Source organism: Aliikangiella marina, from assembly GCF_007004765.1.
In the GTDB taxonomy this organism is placed as follows: domain Bacteria; phylum Pseudomonadota; class Gammaproteobacteria; order Enterobacterales; family Kangiellaceae; genus Aliikangiella; species Aliikangiella marina.
Map to the genome: position 1 here is coordinate 22781 of NZ_VIKR01000005.1, position 18684 is coordinate 41464.

Below are 18684 nucleotides of genomic sequence, written 5' to 3' on the forward strand. Positions count from 1 at the left end.
TATTCCTTACAGTTGATTATATCGCTGCTTAATTTCTTCGAGTTGCTGATCGGTGTATTGTTTATCCACTAAATTGGCTTTGAGTAAAATAACCAATTCACTTTTTACGACGGTATCGCGTGTTTGTTTGAACAAACCTCCTAATACCGGAATATCTCCAAGCAACGGCGTCGAAGTTTGCTCTTCTTGAATGCGGTTTTGCATGAGTCCACCGATAACAATGACTTGCTGATCTTTAGTTCTGACGATTGAATCAGACTCGCGAATATTGGTCAGCGCGAGTGGTAAGGTAAATTGATCTTGGCCTAAACTAAGGACTTTATTTTGATCTTCTACTTCACTGACGACAGGATGAATATGTAACACGATCTCGCCTTGGCGATTAATTTGAGGAGTCACATCCAATGAAATACCAGAAAAGAAAGGTGTGAGTGTAACGTTTGGTGTGGTCGCTGTACTCGTTCCTGTTACCGTCGTAGTTGATACATCGGTAACGAAAAATTGATCAGAACCGACTTTAATGACGGCCTTTTGATTATTCACTGTCGAAACGCGAGGTGAAGAAAGCACCTGAACATCACCCTGGCTTTCGAGCAGATCGATCGCTGCATCAAAAGATGTCCCTTGATATAACAGCGAGAATATACCATTTAATGGTTGATCACCAGCTGGTGTTTGTAAGACTTGGCCCGATTGACCGAAAGTATAGGTAGAGCTACTTGAGGTATTTATTTTGGTCCAGTCGACCCCTGATTGAAAGCCGTCAGAAAGTGTGACTTCAATAATCTTTGCTTCTAAAACGACCTGACGATCAAGGTTTTGTTGCGTTTGTCCCAAGTAATCTCGAATAATTCTTTGTGTTCTAGGTAGCGCTCTTACAACCACGATTCCGGCGTGAGGACTGACAACAATATTGGCTTTTTCCTCGTCTTTGACGATTAGATTTAAGCTTTCTTGTAGTTCTTTCCAGAAGTTTGTTTTGCTTTCGGTGGTTATTTCACTGGAGTTTAACAGCGTGACATTATTGCCACTTCCACCGCCTCCACCGCGGTTGTTATTTGCTGGTCTATTGCCACCTTGTTGGTCACCGCTGGCAGCAATGGTTTGTCCGGCGATACTGGTTCGTGATTTACCTGAGCGCGATAAATTGAGGTAGTCGACCGGGTAGACTGCAGTCATGGTTTCTGCAGAAGAAACAAATATTAAGTTACCTTTCTTCTCTACCATTAGCGGATAAATTCTTTCGACTGCCGAGAGGACTTCCGATACAGTGACATTTTTGAGCTGTAATGAAACTTGGACATTAACCTCTGGGCTTACCACCATGTTGTAGGGTGTATCACTGACGAGACCGAGTAAAAAGCTTCTCGCATCAATACCTTTTACCGAGACATCGAAGCGATCTTCGACGATTTCGATCTCAGCCTCAGTGGCGGGTGGTAATAAAGTATTTAACATTTCCTGATTGGAAATTGGTTGCTGTTTTTGGTCTTGCTGAATTTCAGCGATCGCACTGCCAGCAAGCGTTGTTTTCTTCTGCTCTTCAACTTGAAAAGTCTGGCAGCTCATTAACAGACAAGCAGAAATGGCCGTACTGATCACTTTTGCTGTTGTTGGTAAAGTTGATTTAAGCATACTCATATTACTTTTTTATCTTCTGAATCAGGGTTAATCGACGAGTCCCTTCGGCTGTTCGCAATATCACCTTATCGTTGGTAATTCTGATTATTTGCGAGTTGCGGTAGGTATCGCCGGTTCGATAAATTTTATCTTCAATCACGGCAAAACGATTTTTACCTTTGGTAAAAATGGCCGTCAAGGGTTGCTTTTGCTCGACTTTGACGGTTTCAATAGGCGCAGGTTTTGGTGCTCTAATCAGCGGACGAGTGGGATCGACAAATGCGCCTACACTGCTCGCTAAACTGATGAGAATTATGCCAATTAGTATTTTAGCCACCGATCCACTTCCTACTTAAACTATAAGTTGAAACCACTAACGTCACTTTTGATTTTGGGTAACTCTCAACCGAAAACTCAAAACTTTCGAAATTAACCTTTTGTTGCATCGATTCGAGTTGTTTTAAAAACGCCTGGGTATCGGCATAGCCACCTTCAAAAATCATTACGATGGGATGACGGTACATTTGAACTTGTGCATCTTGAGATGTTCCATCTTCATCTGCAGTTGGTTCATACAATGGAACCGGTGCTTGTTTTTCAAGAGATAACAGCTTCAACTGTTTGGAGTTATCGATAATTTCTTTTAATAGACCCGCCATCGCTTGAGGTCTAACTAAGCTACGCGTTCGTTTTTCTAGTTCGGACTGTATTTGATCAACTTGTTGATCAAGGGAGCTGAGAAGCGTTTGCTTTGGGTTATTACGCTGGTTATAAATACCTTTGTTCAATTCTTGCAGCATTTGAGTTGTGCTGGCTATTTGTTTTTCGGTGGAGTCGATTTGTTGCTTCACTGTTTTGGTTTGTGAGTCTGTCGGGCCATACCAAGCCAATTCGAAAATCACTAGTATGAGTAACAACCCGGCGAAGGTAATCATCAGTCGCGTGCGAATCGGTAACTCATCGAACTGTTGAATTGATTTCTTTAACTTATCCATCGTCACTTAGCCTGCCGTTGGTTAAAGAAAAATTAACGTATCGCGAGTCACTCTGGTCTCTCTCAACTTTAAGTTCATCGAATTGACGTTTTAGACTTTCTGAATTCCTCAGTAATTCGACGTAATGTGGGATCGCCTCGGTTTGTGTAGAGCTTCCCTGTAAACTCAAAGACTGTGAATTAATATTTATCTGGGTTAACCATACCGATTGGGATTTCTGTTCACCAAGTTGCTGCAAAATTTGGCTATAAGGTGTTGATACTTGGGTGCCTGGTTGGGACATGTTCGCTAAGATTTTGCGGAAGCTCGTTAAACTCTTCTGACGAGTCGCTATTTTTTCATCGATTGAGGCTTTTTCGTTGTTGGTACGCATTTGCTGCTGTATCACCAATTGATCAGACTCCAACTTCTTAAGTTCTGCCTGTTTTAGGCTCAGTTGTTGTTGCTGTGAATGGAGATGATTCGACTTAAAAATACCAAAGCCGATGAACATGATTAAACTCGCAACCAGCGCGAGTAATGCAAAACGCGAGTCAAATGACAGCGGCTTGGGTCGATATTCTTCGAGATAAAAATTTACAGACTGCATCATGCTACTGATTTCCTCGCATGGCCGCACCGATTTCAGCGAGCATTGGCTTCACTAATTCGTGGTTATCACTGAAGACCGGGGGAGCGACTAAATTAACTTCGAGCTCAGTAATCTGGCGAATCACTTCCGCCAGTTTGGCATCGCTCTCGGAGTTCTCCTGCAACAATATTTTGTCGATAGGGCGTCTGAAAACTTGGCTGACGACGTAGTCTAACGTTCGCTGGGTCTCGAGTAGAAAAGTCTCTTGCTCGGCTTCTTGTTCCTGTTCTAGGCTAAATTCTTGCTGGTGGCTATTGGGTAAAAAGCGACCTTTTTTATGCCGACTGAAGGCTAAGCCGCCTGATTGGTAAAAATTAAACACTAACCCGCTGATATCTTCTCCAATAAAACCAACCAATTGGCCGTCACCGAGACTATCGACAAGTGAATGTCCGATTGTCAGCTCTTCAATATCAATTGAAGTAAACACCAGACCCGTTTTATGAGTAGCGTCGATGATTGACTCGACTAGTGCCTTACTGGTTGCTACTGCGGTAATTTGTTCCGATTGACCTTCTTTAAAGGCCGGTCGATAGTGGGTGACTAGCGCTTGGTCGATCGAATATTCCAACATCTCTTTGATTTGCCACTTGATTGCTTCATCCATTTCTTTCGGCAACACATTGGGCGGGTCGATTTGATAAGTTTGATAAAGGTTGCGGCTAAGTATCCATCGGCAATCGGCATTTTTTATGCCGTTGCTACGGGTCCAATCGACGAATTGACTGGCTAAATCTTCATGACCATTAAAGTCGAATTGACCAGCGTTGATTTGTTGGAGACTGTTTTCATGCCATTTTAGCTGCTGCAGACGGCAGCTGCGCTCATCCACTAAAGCGACTAAAAATTCATCAAGTGAGTCTTTGGAGAATATTTTCACGTTTTTTAAGCTATTGCCTGTTTCCCTAACTGCCAAAAAATGCCAAAACTGGGCGGGTTTATTTTATCGATCTGGGCGTCGAATACCGCTAATTTTTCGGCATTTTTTAGTAAAAACCCTATAGTTCCCAGTAATATACCACTTATATTGTAGTAAATAATTAAAAAAATGCAGTAAATCTTTGAATTTACGGTATTTTAGTATTATTTGGTCAAGGATCAGTTGTGAATAGTAGCAAGTCGGCTATAATCTCACCATCAAAATTCAGTGACCGTGTTGAAAAAGTCGATTTACGGTCAATTTTTCCATTTTGGGGAGTCAATCAAGTGTCAAAATTGCGAGTTTTATTGATTGCAGCAGCAGTAGCTTTTACTGGTGCCGTATCAGCGGATCATAAAAGCGATCACAAAGTTAAAGAGCGTACAGCGCCAACGGGGAAAATTTATCGCGCGGGTGACGATGTGCCTGTCGCAAAGCCAGCGGTTGTTGAAGCGAGTGGCCCAAGAGATGGCGTAACCATTTATGATCAAAAATGCGCTATGTGCCATACTGCCGGCGTCGCTGGCGCGCCCAAGTTTGCTGATGCGGCTGCTTGGACTGATCGTATCGGTAAAGGCGAAGAAACATTGAACATGAACGCTATCAACGGTATTGGTGCGATGCCACCTAAAGGTGGTTGTGCTGATTGTAGTGATGATGAAATTAAAGCGGCGGTCACTCACATGTTAGGCGCTTTGAACTAAGTATATGATTTTATAATGAAAAGCCGGGTTTTTCCCGGCTTTTTTTATCGCTATTTATTGCCTGCAACTGAACGCTCACTTATTCAATCAGCTTTTCCAACCTTTTTACTAAGCAATCTCTTGCTCGTTTGAGTAATAACTGGCTGTCGTCGTGTTTTCGCCAGCTTGCTTCACCAAATACAATTTCATATTTCATTGAAGCGTCGACAAACGCCAGTTGGCGAGTAATAGATCGACGTAACTTCTCTTCAAGATTCACCAACGCACTTTCAGGGGTCTCTGGGAGTACCGTTAAAAATGTTCCTTGATCGGTATGCCCAATCATATCTGCCCAGCGCAGCTCATCAGTTAAGGTGTCTTTGATGGTTTGATGGAGAGTCTCATCAGCGACCGAGTCTGGCTTTTCTAGCACGAGTAATTGTAACTTTAGAACCGATAAGGGGTTGTCGTAGCGCCGACTGCGGCTGACCTCATAATCAAGAAATTCAACCCAATTCGCTCGATTGGCCAGTTTGGCACCCGCTAACTTTGCAGCGGCCAAGCTGAGTTTATCTTTTTGGTTCCTTTGCTTGGCAAAATAGTGGGCCTGACCACCTGCAGGTGTATCAACTGGTTGATGCCAGTGGAGTAATTTAACCTCGTCGCTGACGCTCTCGCTAAAAAGCTGGACCAGATGACCTTTTTTGTCAATTGCCTCAACCGGAAGTGCCGCATAAAGCTGGCCAACGACTTGCGATTCATCAAGTTGGGTGTCAGACAAGAACCGCTCATTACACCAGGTGATTCGTTGGTTTTCGTCACAAACGAGAATCCCAAGCGGCGATTTGAGAAAAATTTCTGATTGGTCAAAAGACATAAAACACTCAGCTAGCGGTAATAGTTGTTATATAGGATAAAAATGCTTCTACAATATTATAGTAGTTGTCCTTAACAAAGCGCAAAAATGTGACCCAAAAATCCATCGATCGAAAGCATATTATCAATATCCAGCGAAGGTTTCTCTCTCTGAGCGAAAAACGGCTGTTAAGGATGCTAGACGGATTTAATCTCACACAAGCCGACAGCATTAAATTATTACCTTTGCTTTTTCACGTCAACCACCCGATGTTGCCGGGCTACGTTGATAAATCAACGCCTTGTGGGCTTCCTAACTATTCACCGACCGCACTCGAAAAACGTATCGCGCGAACGGTTAGTCGAAGTTTCAAATATGAGTCACGCGCATACCTTAAATTTGAGCTCGCTGGTTTATATTTGATGGGTAGTATCGGCACCTTAGGTCAATCATTTCGTAGTGATTTGGATCTCTGGGTATGTCTTGGAGAAAGACTTGGCGCGATAGAGATGACCAAGTTGCACCAAAAAACGCAACTGATAAGTGCATGGATGTCCAGCAAAGGTGTGGAGCTTAATTGTTATTTGGTCTATGAAAAGCAGTTTGCTCAACAAGCGAAGAAATACCTCACCAAAGATAGCTGTGGGGATACTCAAAACTATCTGTTGCTAGATGAGTTTTATCGAACCGCGGTGTGGTTGTGCGGTCGGACGCCGCTCTGGTGGATAATTCCGCCAGAGGAAAATTATCGAGAATATGCCAACCGCTTGGTGAAAGATAAACATATTGATGCTCTCGATTGGATTGACTTCGGAGAAGTGGGTCAAATCCCTGCGGCGGAGTTTTTTAGTGCGGCATTGTGGCAGTTATTTAAGGCGATAGCGTCTCCTTATAAATCTTCTTTGAAACTTTTGATGATTGAAAAATATGCTCGCGAGTTTCCCGAAGTATCTTTGTTGTCTGATCAGTTTAAACAAATGGTTTATAGCCAAGAAGATTCGATCGAGAAGTTGGATCCTTATTTAATGATGTTCCGAGCGGCAGAATCATTTTTAGCCGATCAACCCGCACGTTTGAGTTTCTTGCGGAGAGCTTTCTATTTAAAAGCCGGTTCTAAAATTGACTTAGCTCGCGATAAACCTAACAACTGGCGTTATCAACAAATGAAGTTTTTGGTTGAAAATTGGCGCTGGAAGCAAAAAACGCTAGATGAATACAATAGTCGGAGTGATTGGCGAATCGATACAGTAATTCGTGAGCGTGTGGACCTAGTGAGAGAGCTTAATCATTCTTACCACTTTATTAGTAACTTTGCGAGAATTCAAGGAGCGCTCAATCAGGTCAGTCAACAGGAGTTAGTAACTCTTGGCAGAATGCTTTATGCCACTTTTGAAAAAAGAGCGGGCAAAATCGATCGTATCAACACTGGTATAGCCAGAGATGTTCAAGAGTCAGCAATAACGCTAGAAATGACCGGGAATCACTGGCGGGTTTTTTTAGGGGCACTCCGCAAAAATCAGTTGAATAATACTGCGCCAGTTTATACTTCAGAGTCATTTTTCGTGGCATTAGCCTGGTGTGTTTGTAATGAGATGTTAAATCGTAATAGTACTTTTCAGGTCTACTCTGACGACGAGTTTTATGATTTTTCGCTGGCGGCCGAGATCGTCAGGAACTTGGCGAGTTTGGTTCGTAATTCTCAGCCGCAAATCGATGAAACTGCTTTCCGGGAAAGTGCCAAAATCTTAACGCTAGGTATCTTTCTTAATACCGAAACTGACCCGTTACAAGTTGAAAAAGAGTCTGATATTTATAGTGTTGCAAACCAAGAAGATGGATTTTGTTGGGGAGAAAACCGAGTTAATTTATTCTCACAGTTTGATGTTTTTTGGGTAAATTCATGGGGTGAGTATGGCAGCAAAAAATACAGTGGTGAATTCGCCTGGATAGAGTTCTTTTTTGATTATCGGCAAGTGATAACCAACCAAGAAGATAAGATCCAATTGTTTGCGCAACAGATCCCTAATTTAGCGAAGCACAAAAAACGTTTATTTAAGATGCTGCACCAATGGAACCGGTTAAGATTGGATAGTCGACGAAAGCAGCGAACGAATCGTTATTTAATGTCTTACGGGAGCCAATTTTTGCTGATCGATTTTTTTGAGACGCAAGTTGAATACAAAAGCTTTCGCTATGCAAAACAATTACTCACCGGGTTGAGTAATCATTTGAAAGAACCGATTCAGTATTTCCACGATGATAATCTTGATTTGCCAGCGATTATTATACGGCTATTAAACAAACCCGCTGAAGTCGATTATCAATGTTTCATTTTGCAAACTGCGCAAAATAGTTTTCAAGTGGTTATCAAAGACCCTGCTGGTAATTTTTTCTATCAAGTTCATTCTGGCGTATCTCGAGAGCAACTAGTCAATCATTATCAGCAATTTTACGACGGTATGTTACATCAGCTTGGTAATTGGAATACGCCAATGCCGTATTTGATGTTTTGGTACGCTGATATAAGTTATGAAGATAATGCTCGGCTACAACGAATTAAAGATTCACATCAAGATTTAGCGAATCAATACTCAGCGATATTGGCGATTGCTGTGAGAAATACAGAGGATAAAGTTCGTTATGATTTGTATATCGATGAAGAAGTATTTCGATATCAAGATTTTGGCGAGCTAGTGTATCGAAAGCTGGCGCAGTTCGTTTTAGGCAAACGACAATCGCAGCGTCAATATCCCATTTTTATCACTAATATCGACTTATCAAGTGTTTCTCAAGGGGTCAGAGTCATGGATTTGCTCCGCCACAAACGAGTGATTGAACAGAAACTAGCCAATGCCTTAAGTAAACTCACGCGTCATTAGAGCTTGGTCCACTATTACTCGTTGATTTTCTGCGGGAAAACACTGAGAATTGGAGACATGCCAAAAAAAAACGCTAGTACCTTGAGAAATCGACTCTTATCAATCAGTTTGTTCCTATTGTTAGTCGCAGCCTGCGGACAAAAAGGTGCCTTAATCAGTCCATCAGAGGTGGCGGAGAAGCGCGCCGAAGCCGAGAAGATTGAGCAGCAAGCTCGCCAACAACAACTCCCAGCCAACAAAAAGGAAAATAAAAATAATGATTAGTTTTGCCAAAATGCATGGTTTAGGCAATGACTTTATGGTGGTCGATGGCGTTTCTCAACAAGTTTACTTCACCGAAGGTCAGGTCAGAAAACTTGCCGATCGACATCGTGGTGTCGGTTTTGACCAGCTATTGTTGATTGAGCCACCGCAGCAACCTGATGTTGATTTTCATTATCGAATCTTCAATGCGGATGGCAAAGAGGTCGAACAATGTGGTAACGGAGCGCGTTGTTTGGCGCGTTTTGTGCGAACCATGGGGCTGACTTGGAAGCACAAGATCCGTGTGAGTACGATGCGCGGTTTAATGAATTTGCAGATTATGCGCAATGGCTTGGTTAGCGTAGACATGGGGGTTCCACAGTTAGCACCGGACACGATACCAATGCGATACGCGCAGCAAGATATCCGATACAGTGTCAATTTAGACGGCGTTAGTTATGAGTTTGGCGCGGTATCGATGGGTAATCCACACTGTGTGATTACGGTTGATGACGTCGAGAAAGCAGAGGTTGATCGCATCGGCGGAGCGCTTACTCAACACAATTTGTTCCCTGAGGGCGCAAATATTGGGTTTATGCAAAAAATCGCTCATGACGAAGTTAGGTTGCGCGTCTTTGAACGAGGTGTTGGTGAAACTCAAGCTTGCGGTACTGGCGCTTGCGCAGCAGCGGTTGTTGCTCGCTTACAACATAATATGAATCAAAAAATAAGAGTTTATCTGCCCGGGGGGCACCTTCATATTGATTGGCCAGGAGACGGCGAATCATTGAAAATGATGGGGCCGGCAGAGCTCGTTTATCAGGGATATATTGATCTATGAAAACATCTAACCAACCAGGGTCGGCCAAAATAACCAATCTACAAGCGTTAGAAGGAGGAAGCGGCAGCCAACTAAACCGCTTGATGGAAGAAGCGCAGGTTAAGAACTATTTAGTGAACAATCCAGATTTTTTAGCCAAAAACCCGCAACTTTTGGGACATATTGAGCTCAATCACGGATTCGACCAGACTACATCGTTAGTTGAGCGCCAAATTAAGGTTTTGCGTGATCGTAATCAGGTGATGCAAGGACAATTAGTAGAGATGTTGCAAGCCGCTCACAGTAACGAACAACTACTGATTCAGTGTAATCACTTTATGCTGACACTCCTTCAAGCTGAAAGTTTTGCAATATTAACGACTCAAATTATTGATATGTTGAAACAAGACTTTGACTTGGATGATGCGGCGCTCGTCTTGGTCGGTGAGTACCCTCAGAATGATAATATTAAGCGAGTCGCTGATGCGGCAGAAATTAAAAGCGTTCTTAATTGCCAATTTCCGGACAGTGAACCTTTATGTGGACGTCTGGAACTGAATGCAAAAACAACTTTATTTGGAGAAAAAGCTGAAGTATTGCAGTCTTTTGCTTTGATTCCTTTGGGCAATGAGTGCGAGAAAGGCCTACTGGCGCTAGCAAGTCAAGATGTTGCTCGATTTGATCCTGACATGGGCACTTTGTTTATCGAGCTGATTGCAAAGTTAGTGGCGCATTTGACCAGTCGTTATGAGATCAACCAAGGTTAAGTCAAAATCGATAGAGGCTTTTGCCACTGAGTTAGCAGAACCTGCGACAGCATTTCTTGCACAACTGTGCGAGCAAAAAAATTATTCACAACTGACAGCCAAAAATTATCGTCGCCAGTTAGAAAAGCTATTAAACTTTGTTGAAAGCCTCTCAATTTTGCGTTGGTCGCAAGTCAAGACAATCCACATCAGGCAACTCAGTGCCTTTCACCATCGCCAAGGCATGTCGCCTAAATCAATAGCTCTGCTACTATCTGCTTGTCGGAGTTTTTTTAACTATTTAATCGTCAAAGAACTCGTCCAATTTAATCCCGCTAAGGGGGTAAAAGCACCCAAAGCGGCAAAGACCTTACCAAAAACCGTCGAAATCGACCAGCTATCGGCATTACTTGAAGGCATTGATGACGGCGAGGATATCGGTATTCGCGACAAAGCCATTGCGGAGCTGTTTTATTCCAGCGCATTACGTCTGGCCGAACTCGTCAGACTTAATGTTGAAGATATCGACTTTAATGATGCGACAGCAAGAATTATCGGTAAAGGGAATAAAACTCGTATCGTACCGATTGGAAAAAAAGCGCTAGAGGCCATTCGAGAGTGGCTAACGATTCGCAGCGTATGGCTGGCTGGTTATGAATTGAATGCGGTATTCGTTACCCAACGCAAAACGAGACTGAGTCCAAGAAGCATTCAAAAACGTATGGAATACTGGGGAAAGATGGTAGGGATTAATGGTCGTATACATCCGCATAAATTTCGCCATTCTTGCGCAACTCATCTTCTTGAATCATCAAGTGATTTGAGAGCTGTGCAAGAGTTGCTCGGTCACGCCAATCTTTCAACGACTCAAGTGTACACGCATCTTGATTTTCAACAACTTGCATCGGTTTATGATAAGGCTCATCCAAGAGCAAAAAAATAGGTTTTACAATGGCTTCAACGATAAAACTAATCAGCTTTGATTTGGATGATGCCCTCTATGATAACAAACCCGTATTATTCGAAGCTGAGCGGCTTTGTAATCAATTCTTAGCAGACGAATTTAATCGACAAAACCGTGAGTTTGATTTACAGAATTTTTATGAGATCCGTCATCGGCTAATGGAGTCGACTGATCCATCTATGGAGAACATGACACAAATGCGTCAAGTTGCCATCACTGAGATTTGCCAAGATCTTGAAGATTCCGGATCGGTTGCAGCCAAGGCACTAGAAATATTTCTCACTGCCCGTTCCAATGCTGCTGTGCCAGCAAAGATCCATACCATGATGGAGCGCTTAGCGAAACAATTTACTTTAGTCTCGGTAACCAATGGTAACTGCGATCCGAATAAGCTCTCTATTGGGCAGTTTTTTAGTAAAAACTATTCCCCTGTTGAAGGTTTTCGAGCAAAGCCTCAACCAGAGATGCTATTGAAGGTTCTTGATGATTTTAGCCTCGAGCGATCGCAAGTGTTACATATTGGTGACAGCTTGGATAAAGATGGCTTGGCAGCTAAAAATGCCGGGGTGAGTTTTTATCATTTTGCTCCATTTTATGAAGGTAATACGATCGACAGTACAGTAGCCGACTTTGAAAAATATTTAACTCAGTAGGTCGGCTATTAGTTATCATCGCAAAGTTGCTAGAGGGCTTTGAATCGAATCGCCACACCACCGCTGGTGGCAAGTTTAAAATTTAAAACCGTTTCTGCACTAACTGTTTTTTCTTCGATGATATAGTCGTATGGATTGGTTTTCCAATCTGCCTTGTCACCATCTCGATAGATTTGTGCTAAGTAGCGTTTGTCTTTATCCAAAAAGTTTAGTTCGATTTTAATTTCTCGTGCGAACTCATTGGTAATCGCACCCAGATACCAGTCGTTGCTGTATTTATCTTGGCGAACCAACGTAACCCATTCGCCAATTTCACCATTCAAAGCGACTGATGTTTTCCAGTCAGTCGGAACATCGCGGATAAATTGAAAGGCGTCTAACCGTTCTAAATAGTGCTTAGGTAAATCAGCCGCCATCTGGATAGGACTGTAAATGACAACATAAAGTGCAAGCTGTTTCGCGAGCGTTGTTTGCACTCGGTTTTCCGCATCCAAGCCGTTAAAGGCAAGGTTGAAAATACCCGGAGTAAAGTCCATCGGACCAGAGAGCATTCTCGTGTATACCAGATTAACGGTATGCGCTGGATCATTGGGTGGTGAGCCCCAAGCATTAAATTCCTGCCCGCGAGCGCCTTCACGAGAAAGCCAATTCGGATAGGTCCGCCTTAATCCGGTATCTTTGATTGGTTCATGAGTGTTGATGCTAATTTTCCTTTTGGCAGCCTCGGTAACTGAAAATAAATATTCATTAACCATGAACTGGCCATCATGCCACTCTTTAATAGCGCGGCCTTTTTCATCGAGACGCTTAATATTGCCCCCATCAGCAACATAGCCTGTTTTAATTTGGGTAACCCCTAATTGTTGATAAAGGTCATAGGCGTCCGCCATTTGATTGCGGTAATTGGTCACGCTGCCAGAGGTTTCATGATGACCAATTAGTTTAATATGCTTACTTTTCGCATAATCAGTAACCGCCTTTAGATCAAAATCATCATAAGCTTGAGTAAAGCTAAATACGTCGCCATTGGAGAACCAGCTGCCATCCCAACCGATGTTCCAGCCTTCCACAAGCACACCATCGAAGCCATACTTTGCGGCGAAATCGAGATAGCGTTTTGCCTCTTGGGTTGTCGCACCATGTTTCGTTCCTGAGCCCCAGGTATTGACCCCTAAGTGCATTCCCCACCAAATTCCAATATATTTTCCTGGTTTTACCCAGCTCACGTCACCGAGTTTATTCGGTTCATTCAGATTTAAAATAAGCTGTGAATTAAGTAATCCTTTAGCGCTATTGGCTAACTGAATGGTTCTCCAAGGTGTGCTGAACGCACCAGACTTCTTTACTTTGATACCATCTGACCAAGGAACCAACGATGACTTAAAGGTTCCTGGTCTTCGCTGATCCAATGTCATTGAAGCAAAATCTGTGAGCGCGGCCTCATGGATGCTAACGTGAACGTTGCTTTTGTTTCTTACTGTGAAAGGTGTATTAACGCGATCGATTTTATCAAATGGTGTATTTTGATAGAGAAACTCATAGCGGTTCCATCCTTGTGCCGGGATCCACCACGCCTGATAGTTTTCTGAATGAGCGAATTTAAATTCAGTCAGCTCATCTGTGATTAAAATAGTTTTTTGTGAGATCGCGGGAACCTCATATCGGAATCCCAACCCATCATTAAACACTCGAATTCGCAGTGTATATTGATGGCTCGGATTGTTCGGTGCTTCCAGCTTCACCATCAGTTCGTTATGATGGTCTCGGATAAATTGCGACTCTCCCCAGGGTTGCTGCCAAGTGCTGTCTGATTGGCTTAATTGATAATCTGATATGGCTAAGCCCTGCGAAAGTGCCGGACTGTCTGCAAATGTAAACCCAAGGTTTGAAGGTTCGATGATTAATTGACCTTTAAAACTGACCGAATAACGCGGTGAGCTATTATCATCTGATAGCGTGAAAACGATTGATTGGTTCGGAGAAGAAACGGAAACACTTTTAGCGTTGAGGCTATTGCTTGATAAAAGCCAGAAACCGGTCAAGATGAGGAGGAGAAACTTCCTTGGGTTGGTCATGAATTGGTGTTCCTTATTGTAATTAATCGCAATATTACCTAGATTAACCATTCTGCGAATTATCACTCAACTAACTGCATACGTATTCATCTCTATGTTGCTTAACTATCAACCGCCAATTAATCCGTATTTAACCATTATCTACCGAGATGAGGATATTGTTGTTTGTGATAAACCGAGTGGTCTTCTGTCGGTTCGCGGTAAAGCGCGAGCCCATCAAGATAGCTTACAATTTCGCTGTGAATTAGTGTGGCCGAATATTGGGGTTGTTCACCGTTTAGATATGGGAACATCTGGTATTATGATGATGGCCCTTAATCGCAATTCACTGAGCCACCTATCAAAACAATTTCAGCAGCGAACCACGCAGAAAACTTATATTGCCGATATTTGGGGAAGACCGGCGCAAAATTCTGGAACAGTTGAACTCCCTTTGATAGTAGATTGGCCTAAGCGACCTCGGCAAAAAGTTTGTTTTGAGACTGGAAAGTCAGCGATAACTCACTGGAAGCTTATCGATTCAGACAGTAATGCGAACCATTCGAGAGTTCAATTGACACCCATTACCGGGCGCTCACATCAGTTGAGGGTGCATATGGCCGAGCTAGGTTATCCCATCATTGGCGATAAATTTTATGCAAAAGGCGATGCATTGCTGGCTTCGTCGAGATTACATTTGCACGCTCACAAGCTATCGGTATTGCATCCACGAACTAATGAAATTTTGACCTTTGAGAGCCCAATTCCTTTTTAACAAGATCGATTATCGATTGCTTCGTTAACTCGCTGGATAAATTAAATCTTCCGAAATTTGAATACCTTTTCGTTGCGCTTCTTCGATAATAATTAATCGGTCTTCGTCAAAATTCTTTTGACTCTGTCGCATGAGATTAAGTACCGCATTGGTATGCTGTGGATAGTATTCAATCATGGCGAAGTATATTTTATAGCGAAGTCTTGCATCTTCCAACCGATAGATCTGATTGATGTAGACCATTGCTTCTTGAGTGGTGGCTTCGTCAATAAGATCAATTATTTCGCGGATAACATATTCTTGATCAAGACGTAGCAAACTGAGTAAAACCGTCGCGTTGCGATTGTTAGTTTCTTTATTAAGGGCTTCGATATAATTTAAATGCTGCTTGATCCCAAGCACCCCATATAAATAAGCGGCACCGCATCGATCTTCAAGAATTGTTGAATTGTGGACACTAAGAATAATTTCATCTATCTGTTGTCGATATTGTGCCTGATGATAAAGGTGTTTGATGGTGTTAATTCTGATCCGACGGGGATATTCGGGCGCCAAAAATTTTGCGAGATATTGACAAATTTCTTTCGAATTAAGACGCGTTGCGATACTACCCAATACGTCAATGGCATTACCGGTTATTCTAATATCCTCAGGATTACTATCAATAATATCTTGAGTCATTTTGATCGTTTCTTGGGGTAACCTTTTGGCAATAACTTCGCAGAAAGAGGATTTAAGTTCGCCTCTCTGTGTATCCGAGTACATAGTGTTTTTTAAAACGTTGAGAAAAAATGGGTCAATTTCTTTGTGTTTAAAATTGTTTAGTGCGATCAGTATTTGGAGCTGTACATCTTCTCTCGGATAGCGATAAAAAGAGTCACATAAGAAGTTAATCGAATTTTCATTTCTCATCTCACCGATAGCATGGAGTAATGACTTTTTTAAAATGAAAGGAATTTTTTCCTGCTCGAATAGTGGGGATAGTCGGCTGGCATATTGAGTCGCGTCTTTATTTGAAAGCGCATAACAAGAACTTATTGCTTCGTATACGTTAAATGGACAGCTACTAAATTCTTTAATATTCTCATAATGGAATGCATTCAGCCTTCTCACCAAAAAGTACAAAACAGCGACTCCTGAAAGGGCGATCAATCCGGTGATAAACCATACCGCTTGGAAAGCAATATAATCATTGATGGCCAGGTAACTGAGCAAGGCAAGTGAAGCGTAGGCGATTGATTGCCCATATTTTTGAGAACGGCTTTTGATAATAAAACGAATCCCTTTAGGAATTGACGCGAGTAATAGATTAAATAATTGGTTTAGAAATGCCCGTTGAATAATCTTTCTTAATATTCCGGTGCCGATTAGGGTCGCTGCAAATGAAAACACACTGATGAAAAACATCGAAGCGGTTTGTATTAAAAAGTAAAAACGGAACCCATGCGTCCACTGGGTCGATTTTTTTTGTGAAAAGAAAGAGGGGATAAGAAAGAGTAAAACAAGCGTATTTTGGATTATGGCTAAAGTCGAAAAGATTTCTGCTATCGGCTGTTGGCTTGAGGCTTGCCATTGTTTAAGCCCGACAAATACAGCAAATCCTTGTAGCTGCTTACAAATCAGTGCAATAGCGACGATAGCAACCATCAGCGGTAGGAAGCGCCCGATATTACTCTTAAGATTTTGCTTATGAAGTTCTAACGCATGTTCAATTTTTTCACTTTGCGGCGATTCATTAGCAGCTGATTTTTTGCGGGTTAAAATCAACAAACAATACAAACCGATGCAAAATGGAACAATCATAAGCACTGGAGTTAACCAGTCATTTGGATCGACAAAGCGAGAAATAGTTAAGGTTGCTACTGCGCCAAATATTACACCAATTTCAAGAGCGAAACAGGCGTGCGCCGATGAGTTAGGATTTTCTAAAAGGGAGAGTTGGCTGGTAACGATCATTCGGGTGGTGATATCGATAGCTAAAATAATAAAAGTACTCAGCATAAAAACAGCACAAGAATAAGCCCAACCGTAACGACCTTGTGCCCAGCTATTGAGTGTAAAATTACTGGTAAAGTAAACCACGGCGAAACCAGCAAGCAACGCGATCAAATAGAAAATTTTGTCATTTTTTTCGCTGACCCGAATCATTATTTTCATCGAGACAAATAGTGAGGCCCCCTGAATTAACATCAAAACTGGATAGAAACTAAAATCTAATTCACCGAGTAATTTGATAATAGAGACTAATTTGAGCGAATAGACGCACCAGCCCAAGAAAAAGGCCATGATAAAAATAAAGAAATTTGAGTCGACAAAGGATTTCGCTTTCATTAAAGCTACAGTGTTAAGCGTTTGTTAGTTTTATTAGTCTGTTATCTCTTAGCTTAGTACAAAACCACAACAAGCCCAACATTATTGCTTAGCGATACTGTAACTTACCGTTGAGATCTACTGACTTTTTGATATATCAATCTCAGGCATGATCGATTAGTATTTGAGCGTCGTTCGATAACTTCGACAACCGGATAAAAACTTTGAGTTTGGCTTTAGATATAGCGAGTAAACAATAAAAATGACCCAAAAAACGACCATAATCGGGGGTGGCGTTATCGGATTGGCGATCGCTTACTATCTCGCCGAACAAGGTGTTTCAGTGCGCCTTATCGACCAAAAAACTATTGGAAGCTCTTGTGCTCTTGGGAGTGCCGGCTATGTTTCACCTAGCCATTTTATCCCGTTAGCTGCGCCTGGAATGGTGAAGAAGGGGCTAAAGTGGATGTTTGATCCGGAAAGCCCATTTTATATTCACCCTCGGTTAGACATGAAACTATTGTCTTGGCTATGGCTATTTAATCGACACTGTACAGAAAAACATGTCAGCAATGTTAAACGAGCCTTGCTTTCCCTCTGTTTAGAATCGCGTGAACTCTACGTAGCGCTTAATCAAGAATTAAACAAGCCGATCGATTTAGTGGAGAAAGGGGTCTATGTACTCTGCCAGACCGATAAAGGAATGACCCATGAAAGAGAAGTCTTGGCCGATGCAAATCAACTAGGACTGAAAGCGTCCGAAGTATCCAGAGAAACGCTAGCCGATCGCTATCCGAGTATGGATTTTAATATTGCTGGAAGCGTTTACTTTCCTGAAGATGCTCATGTTCAGCCTGGCCACTTAATAGAAAGCTTATATCATTCATTGAAGAGCAAGGGGGTTGAGCTCGTTGAAAATTGTGAAGTGACTCGAATTGAGTGCCACGGCAACACCGTTTCTAAAGTTATCAGTCACGACAACGAGTATCATGTTGAGCAACTGGTAATGGCAGCAGGAAGTTGGTCAAGCCAATTAGGTCAGCAATTGAAACTGTCAATTCCAGTGCAAGCAGGTAAGGGTTACAGTTTAACCTTAGATAATCCATGGGAATTGGATACGCCGATGATTTTGAGTGAAGGGGCGGTTGCAATCACGCCATTCGGCAAACAAATTCGATTCGGCGGTACCATGGAATTTTCAGGTATCAATCTCGGTATTAACCCGAGACGAGTGAAAGGCATTTTGAAATCAGTGAGTCGTTTTTTTAATGATTTTGACTGGACCACGGTTGATATTTCTGAGAGCTGGGCAGGGTTGCGTCCTTGTTCACCCGATGGCCTGCCCATGATAGGGCACTGCAATCAGTTCGAAAATCTAATCGTCGCAACGGGCCATGCGATGCTTGGCGTAACTTTAGCGCCGGTTACCGGTAAAATTGTCTGCGATTTGATAACTGGCAAGCAGGGTAGGGTGCGACCTGAAATTGATGTACGTCGCTTTGTTTAAAACGCTATCCGGTTGCGGTAAGCAGTGAG

General features: G+C 42.4%; 17 protein-coding genes. 9 read left to right on the forward strand and 8 right to left on the reverse strand.

Features of this window, described 5'->3' with window-relative positions:
- Window positions 1-6: 6 nt before the first annotated feature.
- From mshL to FLL45_RS17380, 5 genes are read right to left on the reverse strand one after another with little or no spacing between them, the layout of a single operon-like run.
- Window positions 7-1635 (reverse strand): pilus (MSHA type) biogenesis protein MshL, encoded by a 1629-nt coding sequence (gene mshL / locus FLL45_RS17360; RefSeq protein ID WP_185964530.1) that lies wholly within the window; start codon window positions 1633-1635, stop codon window positions 7-9.
- Between the two features lie 7 nt (window positions 1636-1642).
- Complete coding sequence (locus FLL45_RS17365) at window positions 1643-1957, reverse strand: hypothetical protein (RefSeq protein ID WP_142943374.1); 315 nt, start codon at window positions 1955-1957, stop codon at window positions 1643-1645.
- Window positions 1950-2615, reverse strand: a complete 666-nt coding sequence (locus FLL45_RS17370) for a hypothetical protein (protein ID WP_142943375.1) — start codon at window positions 2613-2615, stop codon at window positions 1950-1952. The genes FLL45_RS17365 and FLL45_RS17370 overlap by 8 nt, the downstream gene beginning before the upstream one ends.
- Complete coding sequence (locus FLL45_RS17375) at window positions 2608-3207, reverse strand: PilN domain-containing protein (RefSeq protein ID WP_142943376.1); 600 nt, start codon at window positions 3205-3207, stop codon at window positions 2608-2610. Before FLL45_RS17375 ends, FLL45_RS17370 begins: the two co-directional genes overlap by 8 nt.
- A gap of 1 nt (window position 3208) precedes the next feature.
- Window positions 3209-4126: a type IV pilus biogenesis protein PilM gene (locus FLL45_RS17380; RefSeq protein ID WP_142943377.1), complete on the reverse strand. Its 918-nt coding sequence runs from the start codon at window positions 4124-4126 to the stop codon at window positions 3209-3211.
- A gap of 224 nt (window positions 4127-4350) precedes the next feature.
- On the opposite strand from FLL45_RS17380, the gene FLL45_RS17385 reads away from it, so the two are divergent.
- Window positions 4351-4869 (forward strand): c-type cytochrome, encoded by a 519-nt coding sequence (locus FLL45_RS17385; RefSeq protein WP_246075857.1) that lies wholly within the window; start codon window positions 4351-4353, stop codon window positions 4867-4869.
- Between the two features lie 79 nt (window positions 4870-4948).
- Here the strand turns inward: FLL45_RS17385 and FLL45_RS17390 are convergent, their stop codons facing one another.
- Window positions 4949-5725, reverse strand: a complete 777-nt coding sequence (locus tag FLL45_RS17390; RefSeq protein WP_142943378.1) for a GGDEF domain-containing protein — start codon at window positions 5723-5725, stop codon at window positions 4949-4951.
- Window positions 5726-5814: 89 nt separating this feature from the next.
- On the opposite strand from FLL45_RS17390, the gene FLL45_RS17395 reads away from it, so the two are divergent.
- Genes FLL45_RS17395 through FLL45_RS17420 form a run of 6 tightly spaced genes read left to right on the forward strand, consistent with a single transcriptional unit; the run spans window position 5815 to window position 12009 of the window.
- Complete coding sequence (locus FLL45_RS17395) at window positions 5815-8583, forward strand: class I adenylate cyclase (protein WP_185964531.1); 2769 nt, start codon at window positions 5815-5817, stop codon at window positions 8581-8583.
- Window positions 8584-8640: 57 nt separating this feature from the next.
- A complete protein-coding gene (gene lptM / locus FLL45_RS17400; RefSeq protein ID WP_142943380.1) occupies window positions 8641-8847 on the forward strand; it encodes an LPS translocon maturation chaperone LptM in 207 nt (68 codons plus the stop codon).
- On the forward strand, window positions 8840-9667 hold the full coding sequence (gene dapF / locus FLL45_RS17405; protein ID WP_142943381.1) for a diaminopimelate epimerase: 828 nt from the start codon (window positions 8840-8842) through the stop codon (window positions 9665-9667). The genes lptM and dapF overlap by 8 nt, the downstream gene beginning before the upstream one ends.
- Window positions 9664-10413, forward strand: coding sequence for a DUF484 family protein (locus tag FLL45_RS17410; RefSeq protein ID WP_142943382.1), 750 nt, complete (start codon window positions 9664-9666; stop codon window positions 10411-10413). Before dapF ends, FLL45_RS17410 begins: the two co-directional genes overlap by 4 nt.
- Window positions 10394-11335 (forward strand): tyrosine recombinase XerC, encoded by a 942-nt coding sequence (gene xerC, locus FLL45_RS17415; RefSeq protein WP_142943383.1) that lies wholly within the window; start codon window positions 10394-10396, stop codon window positions 11333-11335. The genes FLL45_RS17410 and xerC overlap by 20 nt, the downstream gene beginning before the upstream one ends.
- A gap of 8 nt (window positions 11336-11343) precedes the next feature.
- A complete protein-coding gene (locus tag FLL45_RS17420; RefSeq protein WP_142943384.1) occupies window positions 11344-12009 on the forward strand; it encodes an HAD-IA family hydrolase in 666 nt (221 codons plus the stop codon).
- 29 nt (window positions 12010-12038) lie between these two features.
- Here the strand turns inward: FLL45_RS17420 and FLL45_RS17425 are convergent, their stop codons facing one another.
- The gene (locus tag FLL45_RS17425; protein WP_210247229.1) at window positions 12039-14084 is read right to left on the reverse strand and encodes a glycoside hydrolase family 97 protein; all 2046 of its coding nucleotides are present in this window, start codon (window positions 14082-14084) and stop codon (window positions 12039-12041) included.
- A gap of 94 nt (window positions 14085-14178) precedes the next feature.
- Between FLL45_RS17425 and FLL45_RS17430 the strand changes: the two genes are divergently transcribed.
- Window positions 14179-14838 carry a pseudouridine synthase gene (locus FLL45_RS17430; RefSeq protein ID WP_142943385.1) on the forward strand — a complete coding sequence of 220 codons (660 nt, stop codon included), beginning with the start codon at window positions 14179-14181 and terminating at the stop codon, window positions 14836-14838.
- Between the two features lie 24 nt (window positions 14839-14862).
- Here FLL45_RS17430 and FLL45_RS17435 read toward each other — a convergent pair whose 3' ends face one another.
- Entirely contained in the window at window positions 14863-17169 is a 2307-nt protein-coding gene (locus tag FLL45_RS17435) for a hypothetical protein (protein WP_142943386.1), read from the reverse strand.
- Between the two features lie 241 nt (window positions 17170-17410).
- On the opposite strand from FLL45_RS17435, the gene FLL45_RS17440 reads away from it, so the two are divergent.
- Complete coding sequence (locus FLL45_RS17440; protein ID WP_142943387.1) at window positions 17411-18655, forward strand: NAD(P)/FAD-dependent oxidoreductase; 1245 nt, start codon at window positions 17411-17413, stop codon at window positions 18653-18655.
- Window positions 18656-18684: the final 29 nt, after the last annotated feature.